Origin of the sequence: Veillonella tobetsuensis (genome assembly GCF_001078375.1) — a bacterium.
GTDB classification, from domain to species: Bacteria; Bacillota; Negativicutes; order Veillonellales; family Veillonellaceae; genus Veillonella; species Veillonella tobetsuensis.
On record NZ_BBXI01000002.1, the window covers coordinates 66,329 to 87,993 of the forward strand.

Sequence of the window (21,665 nt, forward strand, 5' to 3'; positions counted from 1 at the left end):
GTTTCGTAATGAAATATAAGTTAGTATTAACATCTATGGTTATGGGGGCCATAGTGTGTAGCACAAGTGCTGTAGTGGGAGCGGCCAATGTGGCGCCACAAGTGAGCGATACAGCAAAGCATGAGGCAGTACAATCTACATGGAAAGATCGTACTGATATAAAATTAGGAATCCAGTTTAGTCGTTCTTCTTCCTTCCATGAAGGGCTTTTCCCTGATGGAGTTAATAATAACTTTGTTCGCACAAAATCTGATTATAAAAACCTATCTAAGGTATATGTTGAAACATTACAACCAGTTACTCATTACAATGAACATAGTAAGAGTGTTGTATTTGTACAAGGTCAAATCGGTCATGGTGGAGAGAAAATCAAAACTGAAGGAGTACGAGGCTACATAATTCCAGAGTTTGTTACAACTTCGTATGGTATACGCTCTATGAAGCTCATAAATAGTGATACTGTTGGTTCCGAAACACTTGGTACTACCGGAAGCCTCGGTGTAGGCTATCGTCGCCTTAGCGAGAATGAAAATGCTTTTGTTGGGGTAAATGCGTTTGTAGATCGTGCATTTACTACAGATAGTACTCGTTTAAGTATTGGTCTTGAATATGTTGCTGGATATAATACTTTCTATGCCAATGCATATAAAGGTATAGGTGGCGACCAAAATATTACTTTTAGTGCCATCCCTTTTCCAAAACGATTATATCCAAATGGATATCCCTCCACATATCCAGATGATACTATCCGGGAAGAAACCGCTTATAACTATACTCAGGACAAGGCTCTAAGTGGTTACGATATTGGCTATGTAAGAACCTTTAAGAATGCTCGTTGGGTGAATGCATATATTAATGCTTTTGATTGGCGTAGTGGTGTTTCGGATCATAGACAAGCATATTACACCGGTGGACAGACTGTACCGAAGTTTGGAACCGCAGGGCATACACATTATAGGGGTGTTAAGCTTGGTACAGAGTTACAATTGACACCGCATATTAATGTCGATGCAGGGTATAACATGGGTAATCATACGGCTAAGGGGGCATATTTTACGGTGAAATATACTTTGGGCAAATCTAAATATGCTTACTTTGGTGGAAAACATAGTCAAGATATGGTAATAACTCCAGCAAGAGCTCAAATGTTAGATAAGGTTCGTCGTAATGATATTGTTGTTGAACATCTAGATGATACAGAATATGACTACATGGCACCTTCACAACATCTATAATATGGTTAAAACAAGAAGAACCCCTGCTTTAATTATGTAATAGAATTAGGGGTTCTTTATTAATTAATATAGTCAGAGTGATTAGAATTATTAAAATAATACTATAAGAGGAAGGCGATACAGTGAAAGGCGGTTTAATATTGAAAGCTATGGTCTTGGCGACCATAGCCTGTGCTATTAGTGCTACTGGTATTGCGGCTGATGTGGAGGGGCATAATGCACTCCCTCCAACTAATAAACAACAACTAGACATCCGTGATATCGCTAGACATGAAGCGGTACTTTCAGATTGGATGGACCGTACAGATATTAAGGTAGGTACACAATCTAAAGTTGGTAATCAAGTGGCTGTAGAAACATTACAACCCTTAACCCATTATGATGAGAACTCCAAGTCCGTATTGTTTGTACAAGGCGGTATTGGCAGAGGTGGTCAAGAATATTCTGCTAGTTACTATCATGGATATCATGAGATTTGGTATCCTTATAATCCTGCAACGGGTAAAGGTGATCAACGGTATATGGCAGAGAAGTATGAAAATACGAAATCATTAGGTACTGTAGCGAATGCGGGCTTAGGATATCGCCATCTTAGTAAGAATGAGCATGCCTATGTTGGTGTTAATGCTTTTGTTGATCGCGCCTTTTCCGAAAATGCGAATCGTGTGAGCGGAGGCCTAGAATATGTATCAGGTCTTAACGAAGTCCGTGCTAATGTATATAGAGGTTTAGGGAGTGTAAAATCGCAATCTGATATGATACATTTACCGCCATCGTACTTCACATTTGATTTGGATGGGGGCCCTGCTTACTATATGCCACATGAGTCTCAAAAGGTATTATCTGAATATGATGTAAGTTATGCTCGTACATTTAAAAATGCTCGTTGGGCCCGTGTACATGCGACGGTATATCATTGGAATGGTCTTAGTGTGCCTAATCATAGCAATGCATTATTGAAAACGCTTGAAATTGGCAACAGTCATGGATGGAAAGTAGGAACTACATTACAAGTAACGCCTCATGTATCGCTAGATGTAGGCTATACATCGGATAGCAAAGATACTAGTGGTGCCTATGGATTTGTTAAATATACATTGGGTACCTCTAAGTTTGCTTGGCATGGTGGTAAACATAGTGATGATGCTATTACAAATGCTCGCGCTAGAATGTTAGATAAGGTAGATCGTAGTCCGTTAATAATAGGCCATACATATGAAGAAGATTGGTATGTAAGACCTAATGATCACTTATAAAATTGATGATAATTTATAAAACTAAAAGGAGAGAAGTTTCGTGATGAAATATAAGTTAGTATTAACATCTATGGTTATGGGGGCCATAGTGAGTAGCACAAGTGCCGTAGTGGGAGCGGCCAATGTGGCGCCACAAGTGAGCGATACAGCAAAGCATGAGGCAGTGCAATCTAATTGGATGGATCGCACGGATATTGCTGTAGGTGTACAGACCGGAGGTCAGTCCAAATTAGATAAAGGACATTTTTTAACGGATGACCAAAATTCAATCTATAATAAGCAGTCTGACTATGGTAATTTAACGAAAGCCTATATAGAAACATTGCAGCCTATTTCTCATTATGATGAGAACAGTAAAAGTGTTCTATTTGTACAGGGGCGCATTGGTCGGGGTGGTGAGAAAATAGCTTCGAAAGAGATGCGTGGTTATCTTCTTCCTGAATTAATAATTAATCGGAATGGGCAATCTAGTTACACTAAAATAAATACGGATGAAAAATCATCAGAAACATTAGGGATTATTGGTACTGTTGGTATTGGATATCGACGTCTTAGCCGCAATGAACATGCCTTTGTAGGTGCTAATGCATTCGTTGATCGAGCTTTCACAGGCAATTACAATCGTATTAGTGGCGGCGTAGAGTATGTAAATGGGCTTAACGAAGTATATGCCAATGTGTATAAGGGGATTGGTAATAAGGACGTTGTAAGAGGAGGTGGTGGTAATCCATATCCTAAACGTTTGTATCCTAATGGTTATCCAGATTCATTCCCATATGGTGTTATTCCGTCAGAGAATTATTATACCTATAAAGGCGGTAGAGCACTGGGTGGCTATGAAATCGGTTTTGCTAGATCCTTTAAGAATGCTCGTTGGGCTCGTGCCTATGTAAATGGATATCGCTGGAAGGGGCAAGGTTTTGGCCATGAACAAAATTATAATTGGGGACGTCCAGGCCATTGGTCCGTTCCATGGTTTTCAGTGAGGGATGCAAATCACTATAAGGGCATTAAAATCGGTGCTGAATTACAGTTAACGCCACATATATCCTTAGATATTGGGTATAACAATGCAAACAATATGTCGAAAGGCATGTATGGTACTGTGAAATATACATTAGGTACATCTAAATTTGCTTTCTGGGGTGGTAGACATAGTGATAATAGAATTACTACTGCTCGCTCTAAAATGTTAGATAAGGTACGTCGTCAAGATATGATTGTAGAATCCTTTGATGATATTGAATACGATTATTTAGCACCTATCGATCATTTATAATATGGAGAAAATGTTAGTTTTATCATTGTTATGAGAGGGGACTATATATAATGTCAGGTAAATTATTATTGAAAGCTATGGTCTTTGGTGCCATAGCATTTACTAGTACTGCTGTAGGATTTGCAGCAAATATCCAAGATACTAATAGTATGGATTCTGTACAGCAAACTGTAGTAACAGATGAGGCTAAACGTGATGCTGTTCGTTCCACTTGGAAGGACCGTACTGATGTGGTAGTAGGGATTGGTCAAAAAACATCTGAAGGGACTAATAGCGAAGTTTTAAACGATTTCGTATATGGTCGCATACCTGTTACTACTACCGATAGATCTAAATCTACTGAATTAAAGAAACTGTATGTAGAAACATTACATCCTATTACTCAGTATGATGAAAATGCCAAGCGTGTAGTCTTTGTACAAGGGCGTATTGGCTATGGCGGCGAAAGAATTGTATCTGATAAATTAGAAAATTATCTAGTTCCTATAATGCCTGCAGGGGTTTTCATGCGCTATGACCATGATAAGAAAAAACGAGAAGCACTAGGTGTAATGGCTAATGTAGGTGTCGGATATCGTCGTCTCAGTGAACATGAAAATGCTTACGTAGGCGTTAATCTATTCTATGACCATGCATTTAAAGATGATAATAAGCGTATTAGCGGTGGTGTAGAATATGTGGTAGGTCATAACGAACTTCATGCCAATATCTATCAAAACGTAGGGTCTAATAATAGAAAATATAAAGGTATACGCAGCCGCTCTATCACTTGGTATGATCCTGATGGTTTATATCCATACGGCAGAGACAATGATACCTCTGTATATAATTATGCTAAAATCGATTATGAAAATCATTATAAAACAACGGAAAATGTGTCTGCCAGTGGTTTTGATATCGGATATGCACGAACATTTAAAAATGCTCGTTGGGCGCGTGTATATGCCGACTATTATAACTGGCGTGGTAGATCTGAAGTAAGGGTCGGCTATGATAAGCTAAGGAAACGAGAGGCCATTAGAGGTGTTAAGATTGGTGCAGAACTGCATATTACACCACATCTTACTCTTGATGCAGGATACCAAACTGCGTCTCATTCTTTAAGCGGTCCTTATGCAACCTTAAAATACACCATCGGTACATCTAAATTTGCTTGGCTTGGCGGCAAACATAGTGAAAGTGCTATTACACCAGCTCGCTCTAAGATGCTTGATAAAGTACGTCGCAGTGACTTAGTTGTACATGATGTAATTCAAGAACGTTATGACTATGGTGTTACAGATGTTGGTTTATAAATCTTAATCAAATAAATTGTTCGTGAGCTAGTAAACATGGTGATGCTACAATAAATATGTGAGAGAAGGGTAAAATTTACATGTATTTTAATACTAAGTTTAATATACGACTGCTACTTTGTGTAGCAGCTTGTACGATGTGTTGGACTATTGCTTTCGCAGATAGTACTGATACAAATACTGCTGTGAAAGTGAATTCTAGCAGTTATCAAGATTGGGCTGATCGAACTGATATTTCAGCGAAGTTTCAAACTAATCATAAGCCGCAATATAGCATAGAGACATTACAACCTATTAGACATTATGATAACAACTCTAAGAGTGTAGTGTTTGTACAAGGCAAAGTTACTTCCCATGGAGGCATAAGTCATACAGCTGATGGCTATGCGAATCATGTCACACGCGGTGCAGGCGGTATTATATATGAAATAGACTTTAATCAATCGACACAGTCCATTGGCACGACGGGAAGTCTAGGGCTTGGTTATCGACGATTAAGCAAAGGGGAACATAGCTACGTAGGTATCAATGCCTTCTATGATTATGCTTTCAAAGAACATTATAAGCGTGCTAGTTTAGGTGTAGAATATGTAACTGGTGAAAATGAATTGTATGCTAATTTCTATAAATCACTAGGGAATGGTACGTCATCCTATCGTATATTTAAGCGCGATGAAATGATTCCAGCACCTTATAATACGCCAGATGTTGATGTTTCTGTTGGTGAAAGTCATGAAAAACGTGTTGCCTCTGGATATGATATCGGATACGCACGAACCTTTAAAAATGCTCGTTATATACGAGCCTATATCGACCGTTATCACTGGAATCGGATGAATGGAGAGATTAGAGACATAGAATGGTCTAACCCTGATATATATAACTATAATATTGGATTCCGTGTAAATGGGGCCTATAAAAATGGTATTAAAACCGGTATCAATGTAAATGTGACACCTCACATTTCGGTAGGCATGGGCTATGATAAACCATTTGGTCACTCCGGAGAGTTTTATGTACAAACATTGTATACCCTTGGTAAATCTAAGTTCGCTCTCTTTGGCGGAAAGCATAGCGATAGTAGCATGACTACTGCTCGCTCTAAAATGCTCGATAAGGTTGAACGTCAAGACATGCAAGCCCTCAATCTAAATGGAGATTTCCGCGTTCATTATCCTCATGATTCTCTAGACTAAAAGTAGCTTATTTCAAAGTTATAACAAAGGAGCTAGTACGCTGTGTACTAGCTCCTTTTTGTATCTTTGTTTACTATTGTAAATCCTTAGGCACGCTGAGCGGTTTCCAATTATCTAACTCTGGAATGTCTAATGTATTGATAGTTCGTTGTATCCAGTAATTCAAGGACACTTCATTGCCAAAGTATTGTTCGAATAGGTAGGTGTTGCCAGGAATATCTTCTTGGTTTCCCTGTTCATCAACCGTGTGGCGCACCGATTCTTTTAAATACAGTTGAACTCTAAATGGATTTGATTGATTGCCTTTAAAAATGAAATAGGATGGACCGATGAAATCGTGGGTGCGAATATTGACTTGTTCGTACTTATTGTTTTTTAGCCCCTCTAGGGATGCTTGTATCATCGCATTGGCGTCATCATATTCTTCTAGTAGGAACGGCTCTTGGTCTACGTCGAGTACATAGTGCCAGGTCGGCTTTTCCTCATCCGTTTCCACCGTCCACGAATCTGAAAGATTTGGTAAGCGGTAGCTTTCATAAAGATTATGCCACAAACTGCGGGCATCCTCAGCACTGAGTAGTGATTTATACACCACCTCATATCCCTCCGTTGGATCGTACCCATACAAACGCACCTGATAGGTGTCGCGCGGCATGCGTTTCGACTCTAGCTTATAGATGTTGCGTAGCTTATCTGGAACGGATAGGAAATGATTGTAAAAGCTTAGTGCCACCGTATCTTGCATCGTGAGGGCCTTATCGATGGTGTCCCAATCGTACAAAGTTGTGTCCCACAGGAAACCATTCATATCTATAGATAATCGAGCCGCCTTATGAGGCCAAGTCGTTGGAGCCGAACGAACCGTCGTAGTAGATTCAGTAATACCATCCTTGTATTGCCAATGACCATTTATCTGCTCAAAGGCTATTAGACGTTCAGCCGCTTCATCATCTACAGGAATATCCTTAATTTCCTCATCCCGGTTTGCAATATGAGACAAGATATACTGATGAGAGCTTTCATAATATTGAACAGCTGTACCAAGGTCAGGCGTGCCTGTTACATATCCTTTTTCATAGGCATAGCCTAGGGCCACTCGTGTTAAAGCGCGGGTGATATCGTAAAATAGAACTCGATCCTCCTCTTCTAAGGCCCGATTTTCCTCCTCTAAGACGCGCATCAAGGACTGCACCGCAAATTTGGTGTTCTTGGTCACGCCTATGCCGTGAATGCGCATATAGCTAATATACGGCAATGCAAATAAGAATCTATCCTTAGTAGCCGCCATATGTGTCAAATCGGCAATGAGACCCCAGTCGAGGGGGAGCTGTCCAATGTGAAAGATATAGCTAAATGCAGCCTGTAACGCGGCATAGCCTGCATCGTTAAAATTTTTTGTTGCTGCCTGTTGGTACAATTCCGTACCCTTAACTGGATCATAGGGAATCGTAGCACGGAGCATAGGCTGTTTATAAAAATGGTAATAATAATCTGCAAGTTCTGCGATACACTCCGGCTGGCCTAGATCTGCGCCCTTTGTAAACCATGTGAAAGCCTCTGTAAACTCGCCTTTTTCGTGATGGTCGAGGCCCGTGTAGAGCATCATCGTTGGATTACCTAATTCTGCTGCGCTACGGGCAACACGGCGTGCGTTTTCATAATCGCCTTCATCGATGTAGATATTGCGCAAGTTCCCTTGGAACATGGCAAGTCCTTGCTCAAGAGCTTTCTTAAACCAGAGTTTTGCATATTCTCGTGATTTTGCTTGTAATGTTTCTTCATCTGCTGTACCACGCAAGGTAGCAATACCTTCGCGTAAACTCTTGCTTTGCAGGACTCGTTGTAACCGTTGACCAAAGGAGGCTTTATCAGGGGCCAATAGTTGCTTTGCTGGCGTAATGGTGTGATAATCGCCCCAGAAGAATACATTGCCTATAATATATTGGCAGTACGCATCGTCTTTTTTTGCGTAGTCACAAACAATACGAAATGCATCGTCAAAGGATAGTTGCATATCTCGCCTCACTGTAGGTGTAATGGAACCGGCTATGCGGAGAGCTTGCAAGGTGCCGATTGGACTATGACGGCGAATACTATCGTGAAGACATTGATAGGTGCGCATATTATCCTCTGGGAATCCAGATTCGGCCCAAGTAAAGCGAGGCCCTGCATAGACCCGTGCCAATAAAGCATAGGCATCGCCTAATTCACGCTCCTCAGGAGAAAAGGAATTTCTATATACCTCCTCAGACGTAGACTCGCCAGTACTACCTTGAACAGTAGTAGCATTACGCAACTCATATTGAGAGGGCTTTGTGATACTCGATTGATTATTCACAATCGACTCTAAAAGGCGGAGACCCTCTTGTGCCGTTTGCTGATTATATGACATAAAAATCATGTGGAAGACCTTTTGTAGGCGGTCTGTGAAGTATTGAGCCATAGGCCCTCCTTTCGTTTTTATACAATACACTACTATTATATACCGCGGTAGGAAATGGTAGAAGAGGAAAAGAACCGATGGGCCCAAAAATCCTCCACCGGCCGGGTCTGATTCGCCCTACGGGCTCGCAGGGCCAAAGTCGGATTTTTGGGCCCATCGGTTCTATCTCTCGGTCCATAGCTGACACGCGGAATATAATAGTAGTGAAATTGATAAAACCCGTTATTGCCAACCCAGCCGCTAAACAGCGAAAGGAGGGCCTATGGTCTCCGCGTAGTGCAGTACTCTCTTATCTGTATAACAAAAAAATACTTTTTTAGGCAGAAGTAGAATCTATATAAAAAAAGACACCCTCTCTGAAAACGACTTCGGATTCTTCTCTCCCGTATTAGAGACTAAAAATAATTCTTAGTGATATAGTAGATAGGCATGAAAAAGACACCTAGCAAAAACCGACTTTTGGCCCTTCCCGAAGGGAAGACCCGGCCAACGGAGGATTTTTGCTGGGTGTCTTTTGATTAGCGTTCTAAGTGTTCGCTAAGAATTATTTTTTGTTATAGTCACCAAACCATTTATCGTAAATTTTTTGGTATGTGCCGTCTTCTTTAAGTTCTTTAAGAGCTTTGTTAACAGCGTCTTGCAATTCTTTGTTGCCTTTTTTCACACCCAAAACTGTGCCTGGGGCTTTAGTAGGTTCGCCTACGAGTTTAAGGTCTTTGTCAGCACCTTGTTTTAGGTAGTACATAGCAACTGCGTTATCGATGATAGCTGCATCGATAGTGCCAGCTTTTAGTTCCATAAAGATATTGGCATTGGAGTCCATTTCTTTTACTGTTGTGTTAGGAATAGCTTTTGCCATGTCTACAGGAACAGTACCGATTTGAACGCCTACAGTTTTGCCAGCAAGTTCATCCATGTTATGGATTGTGGAGTTGTCTTTACGAACAACTGTGATGAAACCGCCTTGGTCAAAGTATACATCGGAGAAGTCCAATGCTTTTTCACGTTCTGGTGTTGCGTTGATACCGGCTGCGATCATATCGATATCGCCAGATTGAACTGCTGGAATTAAAGCGTCGAAGCCCATGGATTTGAATTCCATTTTTAGGCCCAATTTTTTAGCGATTGCTTCGGACAAATCAACGTCGAAACCAACGTATTTATCGCCATCAGTGAATTCAAATGGTGGGAATGTAGTTTCAGAACCTACACGCAACACACCAGCCTCTTGTGTCATTTTGCTTTTTTCACTGCCACAACCAGCCAATAGACCCATAGCAGCAACAGCTACAAGAGCGATGGCTGTCAATTTTTTGAAATTAAACATAGTATCCTCCTAGACCATATTACAAACATGTACATTTATACATCTGTTTATATTGTACGGAATTTTGAATCAATAGGCAATAACATTGTATAATTAAGAGTAAATGAATTAAAAAATAGAGGAGGGCCTATGTCTCTTACCAAATTATTTACTACTGCTTGTGAAAGCTTCGCCCAAGAAGCTTTCACCATTAACTATACATTGGCGAAGAATCCAGAACTGTCTAGTCATGAATTTAAGTCTGTTAAGACAATCGGTGCTGTCCTTGAAAAACACGGTATTCCTGTGACCTATGAGTTCTGTCACTTGCCGACTGCCTTTAAGGCGTCTGTTGTGAAAGTAGATAATCCTAAGGGCCGTTTAGCTATATTATGCGAATACGATGCGTTGCCAGATGTGGGACATGCGTGCGGCCATTGTGCTAGTGGGTCTATGAGTGTACTAGCGGCTCTTGCATTGCATAAGATGCAGCAAGACGGCGTAGCTTTCAACATGGATATCGACATCATTGGAACCCCTGATGAGGAAGCGATGGGCTGCAAGGTGGATATGTGCAACGCTGGCGTGTTCAAGAATTACGATTTTGCCATTATGGTGCATCTTGACGGCGAAGAAACGCGGCCGAATTTACAATTTTTGGCCCTTGATTGTTTCCGTGCTACATTCCACGGTAAACCGGCCCATGCAGCAGGCGAGCCGTGGAATGGCATCAATGCGGTAAACGGCGTGCAACTCGCTATTCATGCCATGGATATGCTGCGCCAACAAGTGCGACCAGAGTCGCGCATCGGCACGTGGATTATTAATGGTGGTACCGCATCTAATGTCATTCCTGCGACTGGCGAATTAGAGGTTACCGTGCGTCATACAGAACGTGACTATTTGAACGGTTTATCTGAACAGATTAAAAAAATCTTTGAAGGTGCTGCCATTTGTACTGGTACAACAGTAGATGTTGAGTTTTACGGAAACCCTTATGACGATATGAACCAAAACCATCGTGGCACACACCTCATCGAAGAGGTGATGACCGATATGGGCCTTGATTTTGAACCAGGTCCAGCGGATATTGGGGGCAGTTCCGATATCGGTAATGTCAGCTATCAATGTGCCGCATTCCATCCTAAATTGCGATTGGCTGGCCCAGATAAGGTGTGCCACGCCAAAGAATTTGCGGATGCTATGCTAGAACCAACCATTGAGCAAACCATTGTAGATGGCGCCAATATCATTGGGGGCACATTGTTGCGATTAGTAGAAAATCCAACTGTCTTAGAAGAAATTGTGGCTGAGTTTAATGCAACTAAATAATTCTCATCTACATATAATATTACTAAATAGTTTCTAGCTGATGAGAATAGCGCTAAATAAAATGTTTCCTGTATCTATCTGGGGAACTGTAATATCGCAGATAGAATTCGTTGCCTCTTTCAGAATTACTGATAATAGATGATAAGAGAATATTGCCATTTATAAAACTACGATTTTGGGTAAAATAAGTGCCCACCTCAATATCGTGGTGGTAGAGTGCCCAAACCACGTTATTTCCAGCGATGACAGGAATGTATTTAAACTCAAGAAATTCAAATAAACTAGCTATGGTGATGCCGTCTGGTACGGTAAATTCTTCGCGATGATGACTCATATCATCGGCCGCACAAACGGCATCTCGATCGATAATTATATGCATATGATTTCACATCCTTTGAAATAGTCATTCTATAATCTTATGTGATTATCTACATTGTACATCAAGTAAAATTTATATTGTATTAAAGGAGGTTTTATGTCCTCATCTGAACCATTAGACATTAAAAATTATATAGGTCTTACTGGTGATACGCCCATTCGATTCATCGCGTCCGACGTGGATGGCACTTTAGTAAACGACGCGAAATCCGTAGATTCAGAGGTGGTCAATGCGGTTCGTGCCGCTCGTGAAAGCGGTATCCGCGTGGCCATCGCATCGGGCCGTGCATGGCATGAGATGGACGATGTCATCGAGGCCATGCCGTGCTTGCGATACTTTGTGTGCACCAATGGCGCCTATGTCATGGATAAAGAAGAACAAAAGGAACTCGTTCACATTTCCTTTGATAAAACACGTGCCGTAGATTTAGTACGAAAACTAATGACCTATGGTGTGTTTGTAGAGGCTTATGTGAAAGCCGAGATTTTCGGTCAATACCCTGTTGTTGGTAATGAGACAGCGCAAGCAGAACATTTCTTTAGACCGAATATTAGACCATTTATCTTGAAAACGCGCACGATGGTGCCTGATTTATTGACACATTTAGAATCCTTGCCAGAAGGACCGGAGAAAATTCAAATCTTTTACGGCGATGAACGTATACGCGAACGCATCCTAGCTGATTTGCGGGATGAGTTCCAAGGTGCAGCTATAGATGGCAAAGGGCGCGAACGCTTTTATGATGTTCTTGAATCGAGTGAAGACAATTTAGAATTTGTGTTACCTCATACGACAAAAGGCACAGCCGTAGAGGCCTTGGCAAACCATTGGGGCTATACGCCTGACGGGGTGATGACCATCGGCGACAGCGAAAATGATCTATCCATGATTCGATTTGCCAGCGCCAGCGTGGCTATGGGAAATGCACGAGATAATGTGAAAGCTGCCGCCCGTTATGAAACGACAGATAATAATCACTATGGCGTAGCTCGTGCAATATATTCGGCTATTGCATATAATCGTGAATTGGAAAATAAATAGAAATACTAAGTGGCTAATAGAAATACTAATCTATTAAGGGACATACTAGTCTACTAATAGAAATAGTAAGCGGATAATGGATAGATACTATATCTTATGATTGATAGAGAGGTGATGTTATATGGGAAATCTAAAATTTGATATAGACGATACCTGCGTAAAATGTGGGGCTTGTGCTGAAGATTGTCCTGTTCAATGCATCACAGAAGGAACTACAAAATTTATCATTGGTAAAGGGTGTATTAGTTGCGGCGATTGCTACTCTATTTGTCCCGTTGGGGCTGTGCAGATGCATAAGCTACTCAAAGATACTACAGGCCTGAAGTAATCTAAAACCCGAACGTTAAAAAGTAATGTATAACTTTCATACGGAATATATGGAGTCCATATACTTCGTATGGTATAATGAAATGTAATGAAATTTAGCGTTTTGCTTGTTAAAACGCACCCCCAGTACAGGAATGTATGGATATTATAAATTGGTGAATATACTTTCACAAATAGATGCATACGGAGGAACTATGGAAAACAAGGAATTTGTTATTGTTGTCGATTTCGGCGGTCAATATAATCAGTTGATTGCACGCCGTGTTCGTGAAAATCATGTATACTGCGAAGTATATCCATACAACAAAGCATTGGAAAAAATTAAGGAATTGAAGCCGCAAGGTATCATCTTCACTGGTGGCCCTAACAGCGTGTACGAAGAGAATTCCCCTAAAATTGAAAAGGAAATCTTTGAACTTGGCATTCCAGTTCTTGGCATGTGCTATGGTATGCAATTTATGGCGCATACATTGGGTGGCGAAGTTAAATCTGCGGACAACCGTGAGTTTGGTAAAACACCTACTAAAGTGGACGCTACATCTCCATTGTTCAAAGGCTTGGACGAAGACCAAGTTGTGTGGATGTCCCACGTTGACTATGTAGCAAAAGTTCCTGAAGGGTTCGAAATCGTTGCGCATACAAAAGACTGCCCTGTTGCATCTATGCAAAACAAAGAGCGTAAATTATACGCTATGCAATATCATGCAGAAGTATTGCACACTGAACATGGTAAAGAAATGCTTCACAACTTCTTGTATGAAGTATGTGGTTTCACAGGCACATGGACAATGGCAAACTATGCAAAAACTGCTATTGAAGAAATCCGTAACACTGTAGGCGATGGCAAAGTATTGTTGGCATTGTCTGGCGGTGTAGATAGCTCCGTTGCGGCAGCTCTTATTTCTAAAGCTGTTGGCGACCAATTGACTTGTATCTTTGTTGACCATGGTTTAATGCGTAAAAACGAAGGCGATGAAGTTGAAGCAGCTTTCAAAGATTCCGGCATGCATTTCATTCGTGTAGATGCTGAAAAACGTTTCTTAGATAAATTGGCTGGTCTTGAAGATCCAGAAGCGAAACGTAAAGCTATCGGCGAAGAATTTATCCGCGTATTCGAAGACGAAGGTCGTAAAATCGGCTCCGTTGACTTCTTAGCGCAAGGTACAATCTACCCTGACGTTATTGAGTCCGGTACTGGCGAAGCAGAAGTTATCAAATCTCATCACAACGTAGGCGGCTTGCCTGCAGTTGTAGACTTCAAAGGCCTTATCGAACCATTGCGTAACCTCTTCAAAGACGAAGTGCGTGAACTTGGTTCTGAATTAGGTTTGGCTGATTACCTCGTATGGCGTCAACCATTCCCAGGTCCTGGTCTTGCTATTCGCGTAATGGGCGAAATCACGAAAGACAAACTCGACATCTTGCGTGATGCGGACTACATCTTCCGTGACGAAATTGCAAAAGCTGGCCTTGATCGCAGCATCAACCAATACTTTGCAGTATTAACATCTACACGTACCGTAGGCGTTATGGGTGACTTCCGTACATACGATTACACATTGGCATTGCGTGGCGTAACAACAACAGACTTCATGACTGCTGACTGGGCACGCATCCCTTACGACGTATTGGATACAATCTCCCGTCGTATCGTAAACGAAGTACAACACATCAACCGTATCGTGTACGACATTACATCTAAACCACCTGCAACCATTGAGTGGGAATAATAAGTAAATATTGATTTATAAATTCATTAATTGTACTTTTTGAGTAATACCAAATTCAACTGAAAGGTAAAAGAATAGGTTTGGAAGGGAGTTAGTTATTGAATTTTAAGTGTGTATAAAAGCCTCCCGTCGTTGATATGTACCCCCTTTACTGGACAACCAGTAAAGGGGGTATTTTCATGAGATATAGTTATGAATTTAAAAGGAATACAATTGAAGAGTACATCAACTATTATAATAAGAAAAGGATTCAGACAAAACAAAATGGATGCCCCTGTAAATTTCAGGGAAACATCCATGTATTTGGGTTAGGAAATAATATATATCCAAGGAAATAGGTGTATATCATATTAATATGAGTACGTTTTTGTCATTTTTTTTGATCATTAACTAAAGCTATAATATTCATTGCAGGCAATACAATAGGGTTCATTCCAGGTTGCGTAGTGATAATGGAAACATAACTTCTGATATAAGGAAACATAATGGCTAATGTATTTTTTTCTAACATATCATTTTTTTTCTGTTCAGTTGAAAAAATAGCTCTACCTGTAACATCAACAAATACTATTTCCTCATCATCAGAAATAGTAACTTTAAGTATAACTTCAAAAAAATTCTTTTTAAGCTCATTTATTTTACGATTTACTTGAACGCCTAATGATATATTATCAAGATTTTTATTTTTTTTTCGAAAAATACCTTCTATAATTTCTATTTTTTCTAATACAAGAGGACTTGTATATTTAGATTTTATATTCATATATTGCTCCTAACACGCAATACCATAATCTTCACATAAATAATAGGTAAGATTTTTTTCCTTAGTAGTAAGACTATTATCTAGATAATCAAAATAAGCCTGATGTAATTCAAAAGCACATTTTATATCATTTTCAGTAATCTCATGAGTATCCGTTCCAACCTTAATCATGGGGCTAGTAGCAGTATTACTTAACTCAACATTATATTTTTTACATAGAGAAAGAAATAATTCTTTATCAAACATCATATCACCTCTTCCTTTTCATTATAAATCAATACAGTTGATTTAATACAGTCTTTCTTTGAAACACAAATTTGTTTCTCCCGAAAATTCATTCCGATTAAATTTAAAAATTGTTTTTGGAAATCTCTTTCATCAGGAGTTCTTATTTCAGTATATCCTGCAAAGGGCTTATTAAAAGTTCTTATAATAACAGATATACCATTTTGAATTTTATAGTAATCAAAAAAAACTGCTCGAAATTTATTCTGTTCGAAAATGGGCATTTCCCCTGGGCAATATGCTTTTATCTCATTATAAGTCCTTTGAGTTTCAGTTATAAAGGCATCTAATTGTTCATTATCATCAAGATTTAATACCTCTTCGTCTAATGCTTCAATTTCTGCTTCAAAAATTATTCCTCCACAATGATCATTATGTGAAGAAGCTATATTAGCCCACCATAAGGCCTGTTCATATTTATCAAAAAAGTATATACCTTGACCTAACCAATGATCTAATCTATGATTAGTTTTATCTGGATCTAAGCCTTCACTCTCTATACTCTCACGATGCTTTAGACATGTGCCATGGTATCCTGTCTCATTCATCAGATAATATCCCTCAATATCTTCATATTAATAAGCAGTCCATTTACTAACAATCAACTAATGTTACTCCATATTATAAAAAATCACAATATAAAACAATAGATTAAGACTATGTTGATAACTATTATTCTTCTTCAAATTTTATCATAAAGCTTATTAAAAAACTATCTTGAAATCTCCAAAGATATTATTTTCTAATTTATATAACATATTGATAACAATATTATAATTAAAGTCTCCTATGCTTTTGATATGTATCCCCTTTACTGGAAAACTAGTAAAGGGGATACTTTCATGAGATCTTGTGTAAAATGTAAATAACTACAAATACATGACACGAAGGTCTCCAATATGAGCTATATACATCTTACCATAAAAAAACGAAGTCAAATAGAAATTTTAAGAAAAAAAGGTACTCTGTTCGTAGAATTGCTAGTTTAATCTGTGCCCGCCATATTCTACTGTAGCAAGAGAATTAAATTGCGGTGAAGGCGAATATTCTGTGATTAAAGCACAGCAGTTAGCAACTGCTAAGTCTGCTAATAAAGGAAGACTAATAAAGTTAACACCTCAATTAGCGACTTTGATTGAATTTAGATTACAACAAACTTGGTCTCCAGAAGAAGTGGTTGGTGCTGAATTAGTTGGAGTACTAAGCTTTAAGACAATACATTCCTGGATTTATCGTGGATTTCTTGCTGTAACGAAAAAAGTACTTCGATGGAAAGGGAAAAAGCCCAGTACATAAGAAAATCGTGGATGATTCAATTCTAAAAGAACCATTAAAGAAAGGCCTCAAGAAGTTGAAGACAAGGAGGTTTTCTAGATACAATGGTTTCTTCCAGCGGTCAAAGAAAGGCTGTTTAGCTACATTTATTGAATGTAAAACTCGATTCTATGGGACAATAAAAATGGATGACCAAACTAAGGATTCTATGTTTCTAGCTGTTAGAACTCTGTACAATATATTAACAAGTAAATTACTTAAACCCTTTACGGTGGACCGTGGTAAAGAATTTGCGTGCTATGAAAAGGTTGAAACCGAGTTCGGAATACCAATGTGTTTTGCCGATGCATATGCAGCATGGCAACGTGGTTCTAATGGAAAAAGTAATGAGTTACTCCCAGAATTTTTCCTTAAGAAAATCGATTTAGCTAAAGTAACAGTAGATAAACTAAAAGAAGCACTAATATTGATTAATAATCGACCTAGGAAATGTTTTGGGTTTAAAACACCATTTGACATATTAAAACACGAGATTAGAAAATTGATTTAATTTTTATCGTATAATTTATTGCAACTCAAGATATATAATATATCTTATATAAAATATTCATTTTTCAAAACATATTACACTTTAGAATTTACAGCAAATCATAGTAGGATATAATTAGATTATATAATTTATGATAGATTTTAATACTATTAAGCAGCTAAAATTATTAGAAAAGAGATTAGAATAAAAAAGGTTTTTTTCATTATTAGTGGGGATTATAGTTGTATATATGGGGTGAGAGAATTGAAAAATATAAACTTTATCCAAAGTGCCATAATGCAATTAGAGGGGGGAGCTTTTCAAAAACTATTTGATGCATATTTGTATAAAAAATATAAATTTAAAAATATTCAAACCCTAGGTGTTCAAACGGGAACTAATAAAACGACAAAAGGGACACCGGACGCTTATGTTTTGACTGATGAAGGCAATTATATTTTGATAAACTATGGAACCATCAGATCCCAGTCAGCAGCTAAAATAAAGGCGGATATTTTATCATGTTTTGAACAGTCAAAACTTTCTCTTAATAAGGAGAAAATACAAAAAATTATTTGTGGACATTGTTCTACAAATATTCATATAGAACAGTTTGATGATATTATAGATTCTATAGAAGGTGTTGAAGTAGAACTTATTGGAATTGATACACTTTCACATGATTTAGCATTATTGTATCCACATATTGCGAAAGATGAACTTAATATTGCAATAGATACAAATCAATTTTTTGATATAGATGATTTTGTTAAAGCGTATGATGCAAATGGTATAAATGCTCCTATTGATTGTCATTTTTTTCACCGAGAATCAGAGTTTACCGAGTTGTGTAGTAGTATACATAATAATAAAGTAACTATATTGACAGGACCATCTGGAATTGGAAAGACTAGATTAGCTGTAGAGGCATGTAAAGAAGAAGATAATGTAACTACAAAAGTTTTTTGTGTAAAAAGTAATGGGAACTTATTATATGAGGATATTAAATATTACATTTCTGATCCAGGTAGATATTTGATTTTTCTAGATGATGCAAATATGGTTGCAAGTCTAGATAATGTTATAAACACTATTTTAACATTATCACCTGATTTTGATATTAGGATTCTTATTTCAGTAAGAGATTATGCTAAGGATAGAGTTATAAAAGTAGTATCTAAGTATACAACTCCTAATATAATTGAAATTGGACCGTTTAAGGATGATGAGATAAAGAATATTTTGAAATCAAATTTAGGAATAATAAATTTAGATTATCTTAACAAGATTTCACAAATTTCGAATGGAAATATAAGACTAGCTTTTCTTGCGGGTATGAAATCTATAGAGGATGGATTTCAATCAATACGTAATGCTGAAGATATTTTTAGAAATTACTATGGAAGAATTATTGATGAAGCGAAGCTAACAAGAGAAGATATTCTTATGTTATTTTTTATTGCCATATCTGGGCCAGTGAAAAATAATGAAAACCAACTTTATAATAATTTGAAACAATTTTATGGTCAGAAAATTGATGAAATTCTTATAGTTGAACACTTATATTCATTAGAATTAGTGGATTGGTTCAAAAATAAGATAATAAAAATTTCAGATCAGAGTTTTGGAAACTATATACTGTACTATGTGTTGTTTGAGAAAAAATGGGTAAGTGTGGACGCTCTTATTTCCATTGGCTTTCCTAGCTTTAAAAATAAAATTGTATATGCTTTAAATACATTAATAGAAATATTTAATTCCGAAGAGTGTATAAAATATATTAAAGATTCAATAAATGCTGTTTGGGATAGTGTACCTGAGAGTCAGAATTTAGATTATCTTGAGTCTTTTTATCTGATTAATCCTGACAAAGCCTTATCTATAATCAAGAGTCATATTGAGCAAGAAGCATACGTAGATTTTGATTTACATAATTTTGATGTTAATTTTCCAAAAAAACATAATAGTTCTAGTACCAATATAATAGAAATATTAGGTGGATTTAAGTTTACACAGAATTATGAAGATGCAATTGATCTTTTGATGCGGTATTTTGATCGAAGGCCTGATTTGACAATGGATTTTTATTCCGTGTTTAGTGAGCGACTCTTATATGATACACATTCATATAAAGATAATTATAATCATGAGATGCGTCTTTTAGATAAGTTGTGGTGTTATACAGAAAATGGAGAAAATTATAATAATAGCATATTATATTTAAATATTGCGGAATATGCGCTAAAAACAGAAATATCTTTTAGCGAAGCGATTAGAAATAGTAAATCGATAAACTATGTTAGGATGCAACTTGGGTATACAGACGCAATAGCTAGTATACGAACTAACATATGGAAGAATTTAGCTACCTTGCGGAATCGGGAAGAGTATCAGAGTACTATTAATAACATTCTTTTAGGAATATTTTTTTATGATTTAAAAGATGAAGAATTGAAACAATATTTACAATCAGATTTTAATACGATTTATGACTTTGTAATTAATAAAAATTCTCCAGATTTTTTTGATGCAAAAATTGTTGCTAGATATAAAGAGTTAGCGGAACAAATAGGAATAAAATTAGATTTCCGCTACATGATAAGTGAACAAAATCTAGAGTTCAGGATATATAAGATGTTGAGACAGAAGCATTTAAGTGGTAGAACAATAGATGAGGATGAGCGCTTACATAAAGAATCTATTTCAAAAGAAATCAAAGAATATGATTTAAATGATTTTCAAGAGTTATTTAGAGCATGTAGTTTTTTAGAGCAAACAGTCCATGATAATGAGAAATGGTCTTTAAGTATGGGACTAGACTGTGTTTTTAAAGCTTTAGAGAAAGATTGTGTATTATATTTAAAGGTTTTAGAGCTATATATTCATGCAAAAACACCATTTAAGTTAAATGGATATTCTCAAATTAAATATATGCTCGAGCATATTGGATATGAACAAACGTATGACTTTATAAATAATAATGTGTTTGATAAAAAGGATTACTGGTTGTTATTAATTTGGGAATGTATACCGGAAGAAAATATAGATAATAAAATAGTTGAAGATTTTAAACTATATATGTTAAATAGCTTTAAGAAAAAGCAGCCTATAATACCAACAACTCAGGTTTTAATACGTTATAGTGAACGAGATAATGAGCTTAAAGAAAAAACAATTAAGACAATTGCATCTAATCCAGAATTTTCGGCAAGATTTTTAGATTATGTATATATAAATGATAATGAGGATGTTATTAAATTTTTTGCAAATGATATTAACTCATTAGTACTAATTTATATAAGTGCTCTAGCATTTCCTAGGCATATTGATTATAGCGGTCATCTTTTCGCAAAGATATTTGAGCAACAACCTACTATTTGGAATAAATACATAGATTGGATTAAGATTAAAGATGATATGGCTAGAGATAGTAATGCAAATAAAATCTTTGAATTTATTTGGTCTGTTGATAAGTGGAGAGAATATGTGGAGTATGCATTTAAAGTTCTTGTAGATAATGACAAGTTATTTTATATCAAAACTTCAGTGAAGTTTCTATTTGCAAAGACAACTGACGAAACCATATTTGAAAGAAAAAAAACATGGTTGATTGAAAAATTACGCGAAAATATTGTAGATATTAGAAAATGTAAAAAATATATTGGTATAGTTGTAAACTTTCTTCCAGACTGGAAATTGGTATATATTGTTGAGTTTTTGAAATTTAACAAGAACCTAGAAGAGTTTAAGCAAATCTCTTTATTTTCTTCATTATGCACATATTCGGGAAGTGAAATTCCACTAGTTATAGAGAAAATAAATTTTCTTAAATCATTAAAGTCTAATCTTAAGGGTCTCGATTACATTGATCATAGAAAATATATCGAAGATTATTGTATGAGGCTTGAGGAGTACAAAGAAAAAGTAGAATTAGAAGAATATCTTGAAAATGCTGATTATTCTTAATAAGTCATGTGGATTTTATAGGAAGGAA

General features: G+C 37.2%; 17 protein-coding genes and 1 pseudogene. 12 read left to right on the top strand and 6 right to left on the bottom strand.

Annotated elements, in window-relative coordinates; translation table 11 throughout:
* The first annotated feature begins 8 nt into the window (after positions 1-8).
* The 5 genes from VEI_RS00405 (at position 9) to VEI_RS00425 (ending at position 6,261) form a co-directional block, all read left to right on the top strand.
* The gene (locus VEI_RS00405; protein ID WP_059361128.1) at positions 9-1,235 is read left to right on the top strand and encodes an inverse autotransporter beta domain-containing protein; all 1,227 of its coding nucleotides are present in this window, start codon (positions 9-11) and stop codon (positions 1,233-1,235) included.
* 122 nt (positions 1,236-1,357) lie between these two features.
* Entirely contained in the window at positions 1,358-2,491 is a 1,134-nt protein-coding gene (locus VEI_RS00410; RefSeq protein WP_059361130.1) for an inverse autotransporter beta domain-containing protein, read from the top strand.
* Positions 2,492-2,534: 43 nt separating this feature from the next.
* Positions 2,535-3,770, top strand: coding sequence for an inverse autotransporter beta domain-containing protein (locus tag VEI_RS00415; RefSeq protein WP_059361432.1), 1,236 nt, complete (start codon positions 2,535-2,537; stop codon positions 3,768-3,770).
* 50 nt (positions 3,771-3,820) lie between these two features.
* The gene (locus tag VEI_RS00420; RefSeq protein WP_059361132.1) at positions 3,821-5,065 is read left to right on the top strand and encodes an inverse autotransporter beta domain-containing protein; all 1,245 of its coding nucleotides are present in this window, start codon (positions 3,821-3,823) and stop codon (positions 5,063-5,065) included.
* Between the two features lie 80 nt (positions 5,066-5,145).
* Positions 5,146-6,261, top strand: coding sequence for an inverse autotransporter beta domain-containing protein (locus tag VEI_RS00425; RefSeq protein ID WP_059361135.1), 1,116 nt, complete (start codon positions 5,146-5,148; stop codon positions 6,259-6,261).
* Between the two features lie 73 nt (positions 6,262-6,334).
* Here the strand turns inward: VEI_RS00425 and VEI_RS00430 are convergent, their stop codons facing one another.
* Positions 6,335-8,704: an SEL1-like repeat protein gene (locus VEI_RS00430; protein ID WP_059361138.1), complete on the bottom strand. Its 2,370-nt coding sequence runs from the start codon at positions 8,702-8,704 to the stop codon at positions 6,335-6,337.
* Between the two features lie 544 nt (positions 8,705-9,248).
* Complete coding sequence (locus VEI_RS00440; protein ID WP_059361142.1) at positions 9,249-10,031, bottom strand: basic amino acid ABC transporter substrate-binding protein; 783 nt, start codon at positions 10,029-10,031, stop codon at positions 9,249-9,251.
* 129 nt (positions 10,032-10,160) lie between these two features.
* On the opposite strand from VEI_RS00440, the gene VEI_RS00445 reads away from it, so the two are divergent.
* Complete coding sequence (locus VEI_RS00445) at positions 10,161-11,342, top strand: amidohydrolase (RefSeq protein WP_059361144.1); 1,182 nt, start codon at positions 10,161-10,163, stop codon at positions 11,340-11,342.
* A gap of 52 nt (positions 11,343-11,394) precedes the next feature.
* Here the strand turns inward: VEI_RS00445 and VEI_RS00450 are convergent, their stop codons facing one another.
* Positions 11,395-11,721, bottom strand: coding sequence for a hypothetical protein (locus VEI_RS00450; protein ID WP_059361146.1), 327 nt, complete (start codon positions 11,719-11,721; stop codon positions 11,395-11,397).
* 96 nt (positions 11,722-11,817) lie between these two features.
* Between VEI_RS00450 and VEI_RS00455 the strand changes: the two genes are divergently transcribed.
* The 4 genes from VEI_RS00455 to VEI_RS10575 all read left to right on the top strand — a co-directional run bounded on the left by VEI_RS00455 (position 11,818) and on the right by VEI_RS10575 (position 15,157).
* Positions 11,818-12,762, top strand: a complete 945-nt coding sequence (locus tag VEI_RS00455; protein ID WP_059361148.1) for a Cof-type HAD-IIB family hydrolase — start codon at positions 11,818-11,820, stop codon at positions 12,760-12,762.
* Positions 12,763-12,883: 121 nt separating this feature from the next.
* Positions 12,884-13,090 carry a 4Fe-4S binding protein gene (locus VEI_RS00460; RefSeq protein ID WP_059361151.1) on the top strand — a complete coding sequence of 69 codons (207 nt, stop codon included), beginning with the start codon at positions 12,884-12,886 and terminating at the stop codon, positions 13,088-13,090.
* Between the two features lie 193 nt (positions 13,091-13,283).
* Positions 13,284-14,819, top strand: a complete 1,536-nt coding sequence (gene guaA / locus VEI_RS00465) for a glutamine-hydrolyzing GMP synthase (RefSeq protein WP_059361153.1) — start codon at positions 13,284-13,286, stop codon at positions 14,817-14,819.
* A 179-nt stretch (positions 14,820-14,998) separates the two neighbouring features.
* Positions 14,999-15,157, top strand: coding sequence for an IS3 family transposase (locus tag VEI_RS10575; RefSeq protein WP_153280286.1), 159 nt, complete (start codon positions 14,999-15,001; stop codon positions 15,155-15,157).
* A gap of 32 nt (positions 15,158-15,189) precedes the next feature.
* Here the strand turns inward: VEI_RS10575 and VEI_RS00470 are convergent, their stop codons facing one another.
* The 3 genes from VEI_RS00470 to VEI_RS00480 are packed head-to-tail and all read right to left on the bottom strand — an operon-like array spanning position 15,190 to position 16,415.
* A complete protein-coding gene (locus VEI_RS00470) occupies positions 15,190-15,582 on the bottom strand; it encodes a protein-export chaperone SecB (RefSeq protein WP_059361155.1) in 393 nt (130 codons plus the stop codon).
* Positions 15,583-15,591: 9 nt separating this feature from the next.
* Entirely contained in the window at positions 15,592-15,828 is a 237-nt protein-coding gene (locus VEI_RS00475) for a hypothetical protein (RefSeq protein ID WP_059361157.1), read from the bottom strand.
* Positions 15,828-16,415: a poly(ADP-ribose) polymerase family protein gene (locus tag VEI_RS00480; RefSeq protein ID WP_059361159.1), complete on the bottom strand. Its 588-nt coding sequence runs from the start codon at positions 16,413-16,415 to the stop codon at positions 15,828-15,830. The genes VEI_RS00475 and VEI_RS00480 overlap by 1 nt, the downstream gene beginning before the upstream one ends.
* Before the next feature lie 351 nt (positions 16,416-16,766).
* Here VEI_RS00480 and VEI_RS10620 point away from each other — a divergent pair.
* A pseudogene (locus tag VEI_RS10620) lies at positions 16,767-17,692 on the top strand (IS30 family transposase).
* A gap of 243 nt (positions 17,693-17,935) precedes the next feature.
* Positions 17,936-21,637: a hypothetical protein gene (locus tag VEI_RS00490; protein ID WP_059361161.1), complete on the top strand. Its 3,702-nt coding sequence runs from the start codon at positions 17,936-17,938 to the stop codon at positions 21,635-21,637.
* Positions 21,638-21,665 lie beyond the last annotated feature (28 nt).

What these genes read in the sequence shown, in the direction of transcription:
- VEI_RS00430 (WP_059361138.1), bottom strand. Translation starts at nt 8,704, where the DNA reads ATGGCTCAATACTTCACAGACCGCCTACAAAAGGTCTTCCACATGATT.
- VEI_RS10575 (WP_153280286.1), top strand. Translation starts at nt 14,999, where the DNA reads ATGAGATATAGTTATGAATTTAAAAGGAATACAATTGAAGAGTACATC.
- VEI_RS00405 (WP_059361128.1), top strand. Translation starts at nt 9, where the DNA reads ATGAAATATAAGTTAGTATTAACATCTATGGTTATGGGGGCCATAGTG.
- VEI_RS00455 (WP_059361148.1), top strand. Translation starts at nt 11,818, where the DNA reads ATGTCCTCATCTGAACCATTAGACATTAAAAATTATATAGGTCTTACT.
- VEI_RS00415 (WP_059361432.1), top strand. Translation starts at nt 2,535, where the DNA reads ATGAAATATAAGTTAGTATTAACATCTATGGTTATGGGGGCCATAGTG.
- VEI_RS00460 (WP_059361151.1), top strand. Translation starts at nt 12,884, where the DNA reads ATGGGAAATCTAAAATTTGATATAGACGATACCTGCGTAAAATGTGGG.
- VEI_RS00425 (WP_059361135.1), top strand. Translation starts at nt 5,146, where the DNA reads ATGTATTTTAATACTAAGTTTAATATACGACTGCTACTTTGTGTAGCA.
- VEI_RS00470 (WP_059361155.1), bottom strand. Translation starts at nt 15,582, where the DNA reads ATGAATATAAAATCTAAATATACAAGTCCTCTTGTATTAGAAAAAATA.
- VEI_RS00445 (WP_059361144.1), top strand. Translation starts at nt 10,161, where the DNA reads ATGTCTCTTACCAAATTATTTACTACTGCTTGTGAAAGCTTCGCCCAA.
- VEI_RS00475 (WP_059361157.1), bottom strand. Translation starts at nt 15,828, where the DNA reads ATGTTTGATAAAGAATTATTTCTTTCTCTATGTAAAAAATATAATGTT.
- guaA (WP_059361153.1), top strand. Translation starts at nt 13,284, where the DNA reads ATGGAAAACAAGGAATTTGTTATTGTTGTCGATTTCGGCGGTCAATAT.
- VEI_RS00420 (WP_059361132.1), top strand. Translation starts at nt 3,821, where the DNA reads ATGTCAGGTAAATTATTATTGAAAGCTATGGTCTTTGGTGCCATAGCA.
- VEI_RS00440 (WP_059361142.1), bottom strand. Translation starts at nt 10,031, where the DNA reads ATGTTTAATTTCAAAAAATTGACAGCCATCGCTCTTGTAGCTGTTGCT.
- VEI_RS00480 (WP_059361159.1), bottom strand. Translation starts at nt 16,415, where the DNA reads ATGAATGAGACAGGATACCATGGCACATGTCTAAAGCATCGTGAGAGT.
- VEI_RS00450 (WP_059361146.1), bottom strand. Translation starts at nt 11,721, where the DNA reads ATGCATATAATTATCGATCGAGATGCCGTTTGTGCGGCCGATGATATG.